The sequence below is a fragment of the Bradyrhizobium sp. B097 genome (assembly GCF_038957035.1).
Lineage (GTDB): Bacteria > Pseudomonadota > Alphaproteobacteria > Rhizobiales > Xanthobacteraceae > Bradyrhizobium.
Genome location: NZ_CP152412.1, coordinates 7,816,813 through 7,830,933, shown reverse-complemented (window position 1 = coordinate 7,830,933; position 14,121 = coordinate 7,816,813). Strand labels below are relative to the sequence as shown.

Here is a 14,121-nt window from a genome sequence, read left to right as displayed (position 1 = left end):
TTGTTCTCCTGGAGCTGAATGCGTCAGCGAAGATCGAGGTCGTCGGTGAGCTTGTAGTCGGCGGCGAGCGCCTTGAGCTTGCCCCAGGTCGCATCCTCGATCTCGATGCCGTCCTTGCGCCGCTGCTGCTCGCGCAGGAATTCGATCTCGCCCGGATAGAACACGCCGCGGCTGCCTTCCGAGGGCTGCGTCGATTTCAGGTAGCGGGCGAAGTCGGCGACCTCCTTCTTGAAATCCATCAGCGGACGGAATGCGGCGACGTTGAACACCGCCATGAAGCAGCCGTCATTGTGCCGGCCGGTCGGCTCGACGCCGAAGCCGAGGCCGGTGAGCAGGCCGCACAGCACTTCGACCATCGCGGCAAGGCCGCTTCCCTTGTAACCTTCGCTGCCGCCGAGCGGCAGCAGTGCGCCGCCCTTGCGGTAATCCTTGGGATCGGTGGTGTCGCGCCCTTCGGCGTCGATGATCCAGCCCTTCGGGATGCTCTCGCCACGCGCCACCGCGAGCTGGATCTTGCCGGCCGCGACCGCCGAGGTCGCCATGTCCAGATAGAACGGCGCCTCGAGATCGGACGGCACCGCGATCGAGAGCGGGTTGGTGCCGAGCCGGGCCTCGCGGCCGCCGAACGGCGCGACATGTTTCGGCGAGCGGCCGGAATCGGCGGCCGCGATCCCGATCATGCCTTCGCGCATCGCCATCATCGGGTAATGCGCCAGCCGGCCGACGTGGCTCTGCCGGAACACGGTGCAGGCCGCGACATTGGCGGTCTTCGCCTTGTTGATGGTCATCTCCATCGCCTTGGCGTTGACGTGGAAGCCGAACCCCCAATGACCGTCGATCACGGTCGTGGTCGGCGTCTCCTGCACGACGGTCCATTTCGCGCCGGGGACGATATGGCCGGCCTTGATGCGGTCGATATAGGTCGGGATCGCGATCACGCCGTGGGAGTCGTGGCCGGCGAGGTTGGCGTTGACGCAGCCGGAGGCGACCGCATTGGCCTCCTCCTCCGATGCGCCGGCGCCCCGGAGCAGCGCCGCGCCGATGCGCGTGAGACGGTCGGCCTGGACGATCGGCATGGGATTCTCCTCGCGGTCCGCCCGCGTGATGCGCGGGTCTTGCTTGCTGTTGTCGGCGTCATGCTCTCAAAGCGCAGGGCGCCGAGCAAGGGGCGGAAAATCCGGTCCGCCATACCGCCAGCAGGGTGCTCCCGGCCAGGATTTCACCGAATGGAACGGGCGCGGTCGCGCTGCGGAATTTGGCTGCGCCGGCGGTGCAAGCCAGGCCTCCGGGTGCCCCGGCCCTCCTCAGCCTGGCACATCGGCGTCCGTATTATCCCGGAAAACGGCCTCCGGCATTCGTCAGCCGTTTACTTTGTCTCACAACTTGCCGGATACACTAACCATCACTTAGGCCTCTCGCGGGCAATGTTCCCCGGCAGATTGAAGGGGGTGGCCCTGGGGCCTTCAGGGATCGTGCAGTCGAGCATCGGGCGTACATTCGCGGCGTTGAATGCCACCAACGAAGCGATCCTGTACGCGAAATCACCAGAAGAATTGTACGGAAAGGTCTGCGAAGCCGCGTTCTCGAGCGGGAGCTTCCTGGCTGCGACCGTCTTTTTGCTGGAGCCGGATACCGGTCGGCTGACATTCGCCGCCGGTTGCGGCGACGATGTCGCGCGTCTGCGCAGCATCAGCATCTCCACCCACGCCAACATTCCGGAAGGCGACGGCGTCGCGGGGCGGGCGTTCCGCGATCAGAGCGCCAGCGTCAGCAACGACTATGTCAACGATGCCCGTTCGGCGGCCTGGCGCAGCGGCCTCGCGGCAGCCGGCGTCGGTGCGGCGGCGGCGATGCCGCTGGTCTGCAACGGGCGCAGCGTCGGCGTCTTCATGGTGACCCGGCGCGAGGTCGACTCGCTGGGCGAGGAGATCGTGTCGCTGCTGGAGCGCATTGCGGCGAACGTGTCCTTTGCGCTCGACAATTTCGACCATGAGGCGTCGCGCAAGAGCGGCGAGCGGGCGATGCGCCGGCTCAACCGCATGTTCGGCGCCATCAGCGCGACCAACGAGGCGATCCTTCGCGCCAAGACCGAGCACGATCTCTATCAGCGAGTGTGCGACGCCGCGGTGTTCAGCGGCAAATCCTTCGCCACGGTGGTGCTGCTGGCCGAGCCCGATACGCACTGGCTCGAGCCCGTCGCCGGCACCGGCGAGGCGCTCGACCTGATCACGCAGACGCGCTTTTCGACCGACCCGGACAATCTCTACGGCAAGGGGATCTGCGGCGAGGCGTTCCGGACCAAACGGCCGTGCATCGAGCACGACATTCCGATATCGACGGGCGCCTCGCAGGCGCAAGCCGGTGAGAGCGGTCTGATGGCCTGTGTCGCGCTGCCGCTCACCCGGTTCGGCAGGAGCGTCGGCGTCCTGATCTTCTTCATCGGCAATTCCTGGGCCCGCGACGAAGAGATCATCGCGCTGCTGGCGGGCATCGCCGAGAACGTCTCGGTTGCGCTCGATACGTTCGGCCGCGCCACCGAGAAGGCCAAGGCCGATGCCGAACGCGAGCGGCTGTCGCGGATGTTCGCGGCGCTGAGCGCGACCAACGAGGCGATCATGCGCGCGCGGTCGCGGCTCGAGATGTTCGAACTGGTCTGCGCCGCGGCGGCGCATGGCGGTGGGTTCAACTCCACCAGTATCCTGATCGCGAAACCCGGCGACGATTTCCTGGAGATGATGGCGGTCGCGGGGCCGACCGCCGAGAATGCGCGCCGCCTCAACGTCTCGCGCAGCGAGGCGCGTCCCGAAGGGCGCGGCGTTTGCGGCAGGGCGTTCCGCTCCCGGCGCGCCTGCATCGACAACGATTTTCTCGGCGACGTCGCCAACAACCCGTTCCGCGATATCATCGACCGCGAGGACGCGCGATCGGGCGCGGCGTTTCCGTTGATCGTCGACGACGAGCCGGTCGGCGTGATGCTGTTCATCTCGGCCAAGCGCAACACCTTCTCGGCCGAGTTCGCCGAGCTGCTGCAGCGGCTCGCCGACAACGTCGCCTATGCGCTCGGCAGTTTCGATCGCGCCGACGAGAAGGCGCGCACCGAGGAGCAGAAGGAGCGGCTGAGGCGAATGTTCGCGGCGCTGAGCGCGACCAACGAGGCGATCATGCGGGCGAAGTCCCGCGGCGAGCTGTTCGATCTGGTCTGCGATGCCGCGGCGGTCGGCGGGCAGTTCATCTCGGCCACCATCAGGCTGGTGCGCCCCGGTGAGGCCTTCCTGGAGAACGTGGCTGCTTCCGGCCCCGACCGGGTACGGGCCCGCGAAGTCCAGTTGTCGGCCGATGCGACGCGTCCGGAGGGACAGACGCTGACCGGCGTTGCAATCCGCACCCGCAGGCCCTGCATCAGCAACGATTATCTCAGCGACTTCGGCCCCGAGTCGCATGTCTATCCGGCCGTGCGAGACAGCGGCAGCAAGTCCGGCGCGGCCCTGCCGCTGATCAAGAACGGCGAGGCGATCGGCGCGCTGGTGTTCCTCTCCGGCGAGTTCAACACCTTCAGTCCAGAGATGATGGCGCTGCTGCAGCGGCTCACCGAGAACGTGTCGTTCGCGCTGGCCAATTTCGACCGCGCCGACGAGAAGGCCCGGGCCGACGAGCAGAAGGAGCGGCTGTCGCGGATGTTCGCGGCGCTGAGCGCGACCAACGAGGCGATCATGCGGGCGAAGTCCCGCGCCGAGCTCTATCAACTGGTCTGCGAGGCGGCAGCGACCGGCGGCAAGTTCACCTCGACCACCATCGCGCTGGCACAGCCCGGCAGCGACTATCTCCGCATCGTCGCGATCGCAGGCCCGGCCGCCGACGGGGCGAGCCAGGTGACGCTCTCGACCAGCGAGGCGCACCCCGAGGGACGCGGCGCCTGCGGCAGGGCGTTCCGGTCGGGCAAGGCCTGCATCGTCAACGACTATTTCGCCGATACCGGTACCGCGGCGTTCCATGAGCGCGCTCGCCGCGATGGAACGCAGTCCGGTGCTTCGTTTCCGCTGATCGTCAGCGGCGAGGTCGTCGGCGTCATGATCTTCGTCGCGATCGAGAAGGATACGTTCACGCCGGAGTTCGCCGAGCTGCTGCAGCGGCTCGCCGACAATCTGGCGTTCGCGCTCGAGAGCTTCGATCGCGCCGACGAGAAGCACAAGGCCGACGAGCGGATCGAATATCTCGCCTCGCATGACAGCCTGACCAATCTGCCGAACCGCGAGACCTTCAACGAGATGCTGCGTCACGCGATCTCGGCGGCGGACCGCCATCGCCGGCAGCTCGCAGTGCTGTTCATCGATCTCGACCGCTTCAAGGTGATCAACGATTCGCTTGGCCACGACGCCGGCGACATGCTGCTGGTGGCGATCGCGGAGCGGCTGCGCGGTTCGTTGCGCGCGAGCGACGTGGTGGCGCGGCTTGGTGGCGACGAGTTCGTGGTCATCCTGGAGGACACTGCCGAACGTCACGACATCGAGCGCATCGCCGGCGAACTCCTGGTCGCACTGAGCCAGCCGATGCAGCTCAGCGGGCACGAGTGTCACACCACGGCCTCGATCGGGATTGCGACCTATCCGACCGACGGCTCCGACGTGCAGACGCTGACCAAGAATGCCGACATGGCGATGTATCTCGCCAAGGAGGACGGCAAGAACGGCTTTCGTTTCTTCTCCAACGAGGTGAGGGCGCAGTCGATCGAGCGCCTGACGATGGAAAGCGCACTGCGCCGCGCGCTGGAGCGCGACCAGTTCTCGCTCGAGTATCAGCCCAAGGTCGACATGGCGAGCGGCCAGATCAGCGGCGTCGAGGCGCTGCTGCGCTGGACCCATCCCGAGCTCGGCAAGGTCTCGCCGGGGCAGTTCATTCCGCTCGCCGAGGAGATCGGGCTGATCGTGCCGATCGGCCGCTGGGTGCTGAAGGAAGCCTGCGCGCAGAACATGGCGTGGCAGCACCGCGGCCTCAAGGCGGTGACGATGGCGGTCAACCTCTCGCCGCGGCAGTTCGGCGATCCGAACCTGCTCGACGACATCGACGAGGCGCTGGCGGCGAGCGGCATGTCGCCGGCGCTGCTGCAGCTCGAGGTCACCGAGAGCATGGTGATGCGCAACGTGACGCGCGCGGTCCGCGTGCTCGACGCGATCCAGCACCGGGGCATTCGCCTCGCGATCGACGATTTCGGCACCGGCTATTCGTCGATGTCGCTGATGAAGCAGTTCCCGATCGACACCATCAAGATCGATCGCTCCTTCGTGCGCGACCTGCCTGATGATTCCGAGGACGTCGCGATTGCGCAGGCGATCATCAGCATGGGCAAGGCGCTCGGCATGACCATCGTGGCCGAGGGCGTCGAGACCTCCGAGCAGCAGGAGTTCCTGCGCGCCCATGCCTGCGACGAGATGCAGGGTTTCTTGTTCAGCCGGCCGCTGCCGCCGCGCGATCTCGCCGAATTGTTGAAGACGTCGCCGGTGCTGACGTCGCCACCGTTGCAGCCGTCGCTGGACGACGAGGCGATCGGTGAGGCCGGGCCGGATCTAGGGCGGAAACGCGCTGTCGTCTGACGGCTGCACGGGCAGGTCGCGGACGTCGGAATCGGTGGATGCGATCACGCGCGAGAAATCATAGGGCCAGGACGGTATCGCCTGGCCGGCCAGGGTCTGGCGCAGCGTCGCCGACGCCTCCGCAAAGCTCGCCCCGTCGGGCAGGCGGAACCGGCGGCACCAATTGGACGGCAGCGGCTCGGCGGCATTGCGCAGTTCGAATGCCGGTCCCCACCACCACGCCGGCGCCGGCGGCCGATCCGCCTCGGCAATGGCGCGCCATCGCGCGAACTCGTCGGCGATGCGGGCAAATTGCAGCTTGGCGGCGGGATGCATCGGAAGCCCTTCGTTGGGCCGTGATGATAGCATCGCCCCCACTTCGCGCAACGCGGCTACTTCTGTTCCACCTCGGTCGCGGTGGCCGGGCCTTCGCCCATGATCAGCAGCACGGCGTCTTCATCCTTGGCGCCGTCCCAATGCACCTGCTTGCCGAAATGGGTGACGAAGCTTCCGGCCGGCATTGCCACGGTGCCGTGATCGGGATCGAATTTCGGGCCCGAGCCGACCCACCAGGTGCCCTTCAGCACGACGATGTAGCGATCGTTGGGATGGAAGTGCGGACGGCTGAAGTGATTGCCCTTGGTCCATTTGGTGTAGACCATGTAGAAGCCGGGCTTCGAGGGATCGCCGACCACCACGGCATTCTGCGCGCGTCGACCGGGCTCCAGGGAATCTGGTCCGGCAACTTGTAGGTGACGGCGGCCGGATTGAGTTCGGCCGCGGAGCTGACGCTGAGCGTGCCGGCAAGGGCCAGCGGCATCATGAGGTATCGCCAGGACCGGTTCGACGCCGTCATCGTATCCTCCCAGGTCAATTCGTTCGGGCGACTGCTCGTTCGGGCGACTGCCGCGCCCGTATATCGCATGATGCTAATCGCTCTCGCTTGCGCCGGACAAGACGCGCTCGCGCATGTCTGCTCTCAAGATTGCGGCATCGGGCCGTGACACAACGCAGTTGCAATATGAAAAACGCATTTACGACGCTGCAGACGATGATAGGTTGCGCGCCAACCAAAAGACGGGAGGATAACCTTGAAGAAGCATCTGTCGATACTGGCGGCGGGACTTGTGATCGGTGCGGCCGCGCTGCAATTTTCCACCGCCGCATCCGGCGATGACGGCTGGGTCACGCTGCTCGACAGCACCAAGCAGGGCGACTGGGACGAGGTCGGCAAGGCCAATTGGGCGATGAAGGACGGCGCGCTGGTCGCCGACAAGCTCGACGGCAAGGATCTCTCCTATCTCGTCAGCAAGACCCAATACAAGGATTTCCAGATCAGGGCGGAGTTCTGGACCGACGAGGACGCCAACAGCGGGGTCTTCATCCGCTGCGAAGGCAACAAGGTGATCGACTCGAAGGTCTGCTACGAGGTCAACATCTTCGACAAGCGGCCCGATCCGACCTACGGCACCGGCGCGATCGTCGACGTCGGCAAGGTCGATCCGATGCCGAAGGCGGCCGGCAAGTGGAACGTCTACGAGATCACGGCGCAGGGACCGCATTTCGTCGTGACGCTGAATGGCCAGAAGACCGTCGACGCGCAGGATTCCAAGCACGCCAGCGGCTACATCGCGCTTCAGTATGGTTCCGGCGTGGTCAAGTTCCGCAAGGTGCAGATCAAGCCGCTCTGACCGCGCATGCCGAGGAGAGCCCGGTCGCGCCGCGGCCGGGCCTGATCGCGTGTCATGTGCTATCCGCCGGAGGTGGTCAGATCGTTGCCCTGCGTGCGCAAATGATGACCGATCACGAGGCCGGTCAGGCACAGCAACAGCCCGAGCGCCGGCGGCGCAAACAGCGCCTCCTCCTGGAAGATGCCGTTCACCAGCACGACCATCGTGCCGAACGCGGCGAGCCCCTGGATGAGAATTCCGGACGAGGCGTAGAGGCGCCAGGCCTTCAGCGCCACCGCAAAGAAGAAGCCAAGCGGCACCACTGCGCCGATGCCCATCTGGTAGAGCAGGACGCCGACCGCGCTCTCCACCGCGCCGTCCATCGTGCCGGTCGCTTGCGCGGCGTTCCAGTCGATCGAGAAGTAACCTTCGGAGAGATTGCCGCCGACGCCGAGGCCACGGCCGATCGGGTTGTGCAGGAATCCGTCCCAGCCGCCCATGAAGCCGATCACGTGAAAGTCGCCGATCTGGAGCCCGATGTAGATCGCGGCGATGGCGTACACCAGGAGCCCGACCAGCGCGACGGCAAGGGTGATGGTGGCGCCGAGCAGCCAGGTGGCCGTCCAGGCCAGGGCCACGAAGATGACCAGGATGAGCGCGCCCTTCACGCTGCAGAAGATCAGCAGCGGGATCGCGACCAGCGCCAGCCAGCGATATCCGACCGCGAACAGGAACAGGATGGAGAAGGCGATCCCGTAGCCGAAGCTGATCGGGCTCATGTTCGGTCCGAAGATGCGCAAGATCGACGACAGTCCGAGATCCTCGAACAACGGGCTGTTGAGAAAGCTGAAGCGGAAGCGGTCGATCAGATCGACCGGGACATTGCCGGTTTGGCGCATCTCGGCTTCCCAGGCTCCGGAGCGGGTCGCCTTCAGCTCGTCGAAGTGCCAGAACGTGTAGCCGTTGGTGATCTCGAGCCAGAAATCGCGAAACAGCAATTCGACATAGCCGCAGACGATCAGCAGCGTGGCGACGGTCACCAGGAACGGTGTGATGCGGATCTCGAAGGTTGCGGCGGTCAGCAGCGACAGCTGAAACAGGAACAGCGGAAATGCGATGTTGCGCAGATAGACGAGGGCTGCATGCGCGTCCTGCGTGGCGCCGAGCAGGAAATACATCCCTACGACCGCGAGGGTCATCAGCCCCCAATTCATGATCCGGTCGATCTCGGGCGAATGCTGGCGCTCGCGCAGCATGTACAGCGCCAGCGTCACCAGCCACATCACCGCGCAGATCAGGAAATTGTAGCCCTTGACGAAATCCATCTCCTGCTCGGTCGTGATGTAGGACGACAGGATCGAGACGAACAGATTCTGGAAGAAGATGATGAAGACGGCGATCGACGGCGCATAGGCCGGCGCCGCGAGCACGATGGCGCAGCCGATCAAGCCTTCGACGACGATCGCGAGCCCTGCATTGGCTGCCTGCATGATCGGCGCGAATGCGATCGATGCCACGGCGATGCCGAGCGCAGGAACGAGGTCGCCGGCCAACAGCGGCCGCGGGGCTATGTCTGCTCGCACAGGCTCTGACCTAAATGACCGGATGGGTGGCGTGCCACACCCGCATCGTCGATCTAGCCGCGCATTGTGTAAGAACCGGTTAACCAGATCGGTCAGCGCGTTCCGAGCAGCGCCCTCAGCACGTCGCGGTCGGCCTTGCCGGTGACGGCGTCGGCCAGGCCGAAGCCCTGCGACAGCTCCCAATGGGTCCAGCCCCAGCACTGCTGCCGGGCGTAGGCCGTGACGCCGGCGAGCCAGCGTAACCGGCTGTCGCGCGGCGCCCCAGCCTTGAGCACCCCGAACTCGTTGATGATGATCGGACGGGAATATTGCCGCTGCCAGGCCGCCGCGGGCTCGAGCCATTTGTCGATGCCTCGGTCGGGGATGGCGCGGTCGACCATCGCAAGCGCCTTGGGCCTGTCCAGCGCGGTCAGCTGCTCCCGCAACTGTTGAACCTTCGGATCATCGGCACGGATCGGATAGGGCAATCCGACGACGTCGTGAAGCGGCTCGCTCCGATCCCAATGGGCCTGATGGGTGAACACCATCGGATCGTAGAAGTGGATGGCATAGACGATATTCGGATCGTCGAGCGGCGCGAAGCCCGGCAGCGAGTCCGCGCGCTGCCAGTTGACCGGACCCGTGATCAGCGTGGTCTGCGGCAGCAATTGGCGAATGAAGCCGGCCAACTCCCGGACTTCGCCCTGCCACTGCGCGGCGTCGACCTCCGGCTCGTTCAGCAGTTCCGCAAACACCCGATCGGAGGGATAGCGGTGCATGACCCGCGCGAGCGCGGTCCAGGCGCTCTTCATTTCAGCCATCGCGCCGGGCGGATCGTCCTTGTGCAGCGCATTGAAGTGCTGACCCGAATGCAGGTCGATCGACACGGCAAACCCGAGTGCGAGCAGGGTCTTCAGCGCTGCATCGACGGTTTGCAACCGGCTGTCGATCTCCGCCTTCGTGGCGAAGCGCGGCATGACGAAGTCGGCCGGCACCGGCAGCCGGATGTGGGTCAGGCCGGCCTTGCGCAGTTCGAGCAGCAGGCCGCGCGGCGGCGCCGACCGCGGATCGACGATCCAGCCGTCGGCATTGACGCCGCGCGACAAGGCCTTGATCCGGTCCGCCGGGACGCCTTCGATCAGGGGAGGGCAGGCCCGCGCAGCGACGGACAGCAGAATGGGTGCGGCGAAGACGATGGCGGGGATCGATAGCCGGGCCATTGGACGATCAACTCGCGATCAATGTTGTAGCGGCGACGCCGAACGCGGCGCAGCTGGCGCGTGTCTCACGCATACTGCCTGTCGTGCTGCTGGCTTGCGACGGTGGACTGGAGTTCGTTCAAAACGACACCGGCGAGCTTGCGCTCCGCGCCCCCGAGCGCGGTGATGATGTCTTCCATCGACGCGTTGATGTCGCGATCCACCGGCAGCGCCGCGATCAGCCCGTCGGCCATGTCGAACAGCCGCCGTTCGTCCGCACCCCACGGCATCGACGGGCCGTCGAGGATCACGAGGTCGTAGCCGCCGGCGGAACGCGCTTGCGCGATCGCTTTCTGGATCGCCTCGCTGGCCTTGGCGGGATTGCCCTTGATCGCGGGCAGGATCGCAATGCCGTTTGCGGTGTTGATGGCGCGGGACGCCTTGCTGCCGATCGTGAGCCAGTCGAGCCGACTCGGGCTGCTCTGGGCAGGGTGCGCAACCCTGTCGGTCAGAGCGTGGACGGTTGCATCGGCGTCGATCAGCAGGACACGCGCGCCGTCGCGCGCGGCGACGAGCGCGATGTTGAGCGCGACAACGCTGCGATCGAGATCGTCGGCGGTGCCGATCACGGCCAGCACCGGGACGGCCTCCGGGGCGGCGCCCGTCGCCAGCGCCGCATGGATCTGCCGCATCGTGTTGGAGAACGGCCCCAGCGCCGAACTGGTCCGCAGGGTCGGCCAGCCGAACCGCGTGACGTCGGCGGGATTGTCGCCGGTCAGGATGCCGCCAAGCGTGCGCATGACATCGGATTCCTGCAGCTCGGCGATCAGCGGCTTCTCGATCACGGGCTTGTCGATCAGAGCGGCAGCCGGCTGGATCGCGGGCGGCACCTGCACCGGCGGCTTGGCCTTGGCGATGACGGGCTGCCGCTCCGGTGCGGCATCCTGCTTCGGCTGGAGCCCGGGGCGGATCGGATCGGCGCCCGGCGCCAACTGACTGGCCGCAACGATCCACGCCGCGGCAGCGAGGGTGCCAAACATGAACCCGATCATCGCGAGCAGGCTCATCGGCGGCGGGAAGGTACGTTGCTGCGGGATCGTCGCATCGCCGATCACGCGCGCGCTCGAGGTGTTGAGGCTCTCCTGCTCCTCGGTCTCGCGCGAGCGCTTGAGGAAGGACTGATAGACGTCGCGGCTGGCATCGACCTCGCGCTCGAGCTCGCGCAGTCGCACCGATGCCTGGCTCATCTGCACGCTCTGGTGCTTCTGAACGTCGAGCGCCTTGTTAAGCGACGCTTCATAGTCGCGCGCCCGGGTCAGATCGTTCTTCGCGGATACCGCGAAGCGGTCGATCTCTTCCTTGATGGTCCGGCGCAGGTCCTCGACCTGCTGCTCGACCTGGCGCAGCGCCGGATGGCGCGGCCCGAGCTCACCCTGCAGCTCGGCCTGCCGCTTCTTGGCATCGGCATATTGCGAGCGCAAATTTGCGATGGTCGGCGACTGCAGCGCTTCGGCGGTCGCACCCGCGTCCATCGACCCGCGGCGGCTGGCTTCGATCTGGTCATACTTGGCCTGGGCATCGAGCGCGAGCGCCCGCGCCGCGGCCAGCCGCTGGTTGCCGACCGAGAGCTGCTGGTCGGTGAGCAGATTGTCCTGCGAGCCGACGAAGTTGTTCTGCGCCTTGTAGGTCGCAAGCGCCTCCTCGGCGTTGCGCAGGCGCTGTTGCAGCTCCTTCAGCCGGCCGGACAGGTCGCGGGTGGCGCGCCGCGCGGCCTCGGCCTGCGACTGCTTGGACTCGGTGAGGTAGGCCTTGGCGATCGCGTTGGCGAGCATCGCCGCCTTGACCGGATCGTGCGACCACACGTCGATGTCGACGATGAAGGTACGATCGGTCTTCTTGACGTTGATATGCCGGTTCAGCGTGTCGAGCGTCGTCATCTCGATCTGCTGTTGCTGCTCCGCCGTGGTTCGCGGCTCGATGCCGAACAGGCCGAGCAGCGAGGCGAGCAGGCCCGTGCTCGCGGCGCCACCGCCGAACTCGGGATCTTTCACCAGGTTGGTGTCGCGGATCACCTGCAGCAGCACATTGTTTGACGTGATCAGGCGCGACTGGCTCTCGACCACCATCGCGAGGCCGGAGACGTCCTGGGCGCGCGGGGTCAGCTCGCGCTCGACCAGCTGCAGTTCGCGCGGGTCGACATAGAGCTGGGCGCCCGCGGTATATTTCGGTGTCAGGCCCTTGCCGATCGCGACCGCGATGCAGGCGCAGAGCAGCGCGACCGAGACGATCGCGACCTTGCGCGCCCACAGCAGCCGCACCAGCTCGAGCACGTTGAAGCCGGCCGGGATTGCGGCCCGGCGCGGCTCGGGTTTGGCCCGGTTGATCGGCTGGTCATAGCTAAGCATCGACCCCAGCTTCCGTCTGAATGGCCGCACGCATCGGCTGAGGAGCGCTCTTTCGGGGCACGCAACGCGCACGAGGCGACGCGGAGGCGCAACACGAAAAATTAACCATACTCATTCGCCGACTATTCACCAGAAAGGCAAACAAAGGGTTTAAGCGCGGGCGCATCGGAACGCCTCCGCCATCGTCAGCACCGGGACATTGCGCCGCGCCGCTGCCTCCAGCGCGTAGGTCATCAGCTCAGGCGTGCAGCCATAAAGGCTCGGCGCGTCGGCGACGTCGTGGCTGTAGAAAATTAACCAGCCGTTGATGTTTGCCGCCTCGACGAAGGCCATGTCGATCCGGTCGCGGGACATCTGGCGGTCGATCAGCGGCATGGCGCGGAGGAATTGCAGGTCGACCTCGCCGCTGTTCACGCCGGGCACGATGCTGCGGCAGGTGCGGAATTCGGACCTCAACTGGTGCTTCCGCGCGTAGGAGCCGTAGCCGAACGGGTAGGCGAAGCTCTCGACCGGCATGGTCGGATCGAGCGAATGGAAATAGGTCCGGTTGCGCGCGATCTCCGCGGCCAGCGAGCTCTCGTCGAGATCGCAGGCGCGGCGGTGCGAGAACGTGTGGCAGCCGACCTCATGGCCACGGCGATGCAGCGAGATGACGTCGTCGGCGCTGCCGGTGGTCCAGTCCGGTGCGTCCAGTCCAACCAGTCCGCCCGACACGTAGAACGTACCGCGGGCGCCGTAGGATTCCAGGATGTCGGCGCCGAATGTCGCCGCGCTCTTCGGCAGATCGTCAAAGGTGAAGGTGACCATCGGCGTGGCATTGTTCAGGCGAAAACGCCCGACCTGCACATGCATCGCCAGCCGGTGGCTGACCTTGACCCTGGCTTCCGACCACAATGCGTTCATGAGCCAAGCTTCCGCAAGATCACATGGTAGTCGCCGTGCCGGACGTCGGTCTTGCCCGGCAGCAACGCGTTGATCGTCTTTGCTCCGGCGTCGATCATCGCGGCCAGCAGCGGCTTGCGCCGGCGCATCTCGGGATAGCGCGGGCTCTCGTACTTCTTCCGGTAGATGACCTGCAGTCCGCGGCCGGCCGCGAACGCTTCGAGGTTGCCAAGGGTCACCAGCGGATGGAAATGGGTCGGGAACGGCGCCTCGCCCGGCAGTCCGGCGTGCTTCTCGCCGCGCACATGGCGGTAGAACCAGACGTGGAACCAGTGCGGGGAGTATTTCGTGACGATGCCCGACAGCGACTTCGGGTTCGGTGCACCGATCAGCAACAGCCCGTTCGGCTTCAGCGCCTCGCAGAACCCGCTCAGCACGGCCTCCACATCGGGGATGTGCTCGATGACGTTGTAGCAGATGATCAGGTCGAAACGCTGCGGCGGGAAGCGATGGGTCTGGATGTCGCCGAGGATGGCTTCCTGCGCATAGCTGTTGTTGCGGATCTGATCGGCGTCGATGTCGACGACGGTCACATGCGAACGGCGCAGCACGCCGAGCGGCAGATAGCTGGTCGAGCCGCCGCCGGCCTCGTAAATCGAGAGCGGACCGGCCGGCAGCCGGGCCTCGAGGATGCTGTGAACCGTGAGCAGGCTCTGCTTGGCTTCGCCGGGCGGCAAGGCCAGCAGCGATTCCGGATGGATTTCAGCGGGGACGGGCATGGAAAGTTCGGTGAGCGGGGCGGGACGCGTAGCAAGCGCGAGGGATCTGTTCATCGG

At 66.0% G+C, this 14,121-nt stretch carries 10 protein-coding genes; 2 read left to right on the top strand and 8 right to left on the bottom strand.

Annotated features, from left to right (window positions below; all coding sequences use genetic code 11):
* Positions 1 to 23: 23 nt before the first annotated feature.
* Positions 24 to 1,076, bottom strand: coding sequence for an Ldh family oxidoreductase (locus tag AAFG07_RS35985; RefSeq protein ID WP_342724391.1), 1,053 nt, complete (start codon positions 1,074 to 1,076; stop codon positions 24 to 26).
* A 396-nt stretch (positions 1,077 to 1,472) separates the two neighbouring features.
* Between AAFG07_RS35985 and AAFG07_RS35980 the strand changes: the two genes are divergently transcribed.
* Positions 1,473 to 5,588 carry a GAF domain-containing protein gene (locus AAFG07_RS35980; protein ID WP_342724390.1) on the top strand — a complete coding sequence of 1,372 codons (4,116 nt, stop codon included), beginning with the start codon at positions 1,473 to 1,475 and terminating at the stop codon, positions 5,586 to 5,588.
* Here AAFG07_RS35980 and AAFG07_RS35975 read toward each other — a convergent pair.
* Both AAFG07_RS35975 and AAFG07_RS35970 read right to left on the bottom strand, forming a co-directional pair.
* On the bottom strand, positions 5,562 to 5,903 hold the full coding sequence (locus AAFG07_RS35975) for a hypothetical protein (RefSeq protein WP_342724389.1): 342 nt from the start codon (positions 5,901 to 5,903) through the stop codon (positions 5,562 to 5,564). The genes AAFG07_RS35980 and AAFG07_RS35975 overlap by 27 nt on opposite strands.
* Before the next feature lie 56 nt (positions 5,904 to 5,959).
* Positions 5,960 to 6,262 (bottom strand): cupin domain-containing protein, encoded by a 303-nt coding sequence (locus AAFG07_RS35970; RefSeq protein WP_342724388.1) that lies wholly within the window; start codon positions 6,260 to 6,262, stop codon positions 5,960 to 5,962.
* 396 nt (positions 6,263 to 6,658) lie between these two features.
* Between AAFG07_RS35970 and AAFG07_RS35965 the strand changes: the two genes are divergently transcribed.
* Positions 6,659 to 7,258, top strand: coding sequence for a DUF1080 domain-containing protein (locus tag AAFG07_RS35965; protein ID WP_342724387.1), 600 nt, complete (start codon positions 6,659 to 6,661; stop codon positions 7,256 to 7,258).
* A gap of 59 nt (positions 7,259 to 7,317) precedes the next feature.
* Here the strand turns inward: AAFG07_RS35965 and AAFG07_RS35960 are convergent, their stop codons facing one another.
* From AAFG07_RS35960 to AAFG07_RS35940, 5 genes are all read right to left on the bottom strand, one after another.
* Positions 7,318 to 8,820: a hypothetical protein gene (locus tag AAFG07_RS35960; protein ID WP_342724386.1), complete on the bottom strand. Its 1,503-nt coding sequence runs from the start codon at positions 8,818 to 8,820 to the stop codon at positions 7,318 to 7,320.
* A gap of 92 nt (positions 8,821 to 8,912) precedes the next feature.
* On the bottom strand, positions 8,913 to 10,019 hold the full coding sequence (locus AAFG07_RS35955; RefSeq protein ID WP_342724385.1) for a cellulase family glycosylhydrolase: 1,107 nt from the start codon (positions 10,017 to 10,019) through the stop codon (positions 8,913 to 8,915).
* 65 nt (positions 10,020 to 10,084) lie between these two features.
* Complete coding sequence (locus tag AAFG07_RS35950) at positions 10,085 to 12,403, bottom strand: exopolysaccharide transport family protein (protein WP_342724384.1); 2,319 nt, start codon at positions 12,401 to 12,403, stop codon at positions 10,085 to 10,087.
* Positions 12,404 to 12,553: 150 nt separating this feature from the next.
* Complete coding sequence (locus AAFG07_RS35945) at positions 12,554 to 13,306, bottom strand: polysaccharide deacetylase family protein (RefSeq protein WP_342724383.1); 753 nt, start codon at positions 13,304 to 13,306, stop codon at positions 12,554 to 12,556.
* Positions 13,303 to 14,118 (bottom strand): class I SAM-dependent methyltransferase, encoded by an 816-nt coding sequence (locus tag AAFG07_RS35940; RefSeq protein ID WP_342724382.1) that lies wholly within the window; start codon positions 14,116 to 14,118, stop codon positions 13,303 to 13,305. The genes AAFG07_RS35945 and AAFG07_RS35940 overlap by 4 nt, the downstream gene beginning before the upstream one ends.
* Positions 14,119 to 14,121: the final 3 nt, after the last annotated feature.

What these genes read in the sequence shown, in the direction of transcription:
- AAFG07_RS35985 (WP_342724391.1), bottom strand. Translation starts at nt 1,076, where the DNA reads ATGCCGATCGTCCAGGCCGACCGTCTCACGCGCATCGGCGCGGCGCTG.
- AAFG07_RS35975 (WP_342724389.1), bottom strand. Translation starts at nt 5,903, where the DNA reads ATGCATCCCGCCGCCAAGCTGCAATTTGCCCGCATCGCCGACGAGTTC.
- AAFG07_RS35955 (WP_342724385.1), bottom strand. Translation starts at nt 10,019, where the DNA reads ATGGCCCGGCTATCGATCCCCGCCATCGTCTTCGCCGCACCCATTCTG.
- AAFG07_RS35950 (WP_342724384.1), bottom strand. Translation starts at nt 12,403, where the DNA reads ATGCTTAGCTATGACCAGCCGATCAACCGGGCCAAACCCGAGCCGCGC.
- AAFG07_RS35945 (WP_342724383.1), bottom strand. Translation starts at nt 13,306, where the DNA reads ATGAACGCATTGTGGTCGGAAGCCAGGGTCAAGGTCAGCCACCGGCTG.
- AAFG07_RS35940 (WP_342724382.1), bottom strand. Translation starts at nt 14,118, where the DNA reads ATGAACAGATCCCTCGCGCTTGCTACGCGTCCCGCCCCGCTCACCGAA.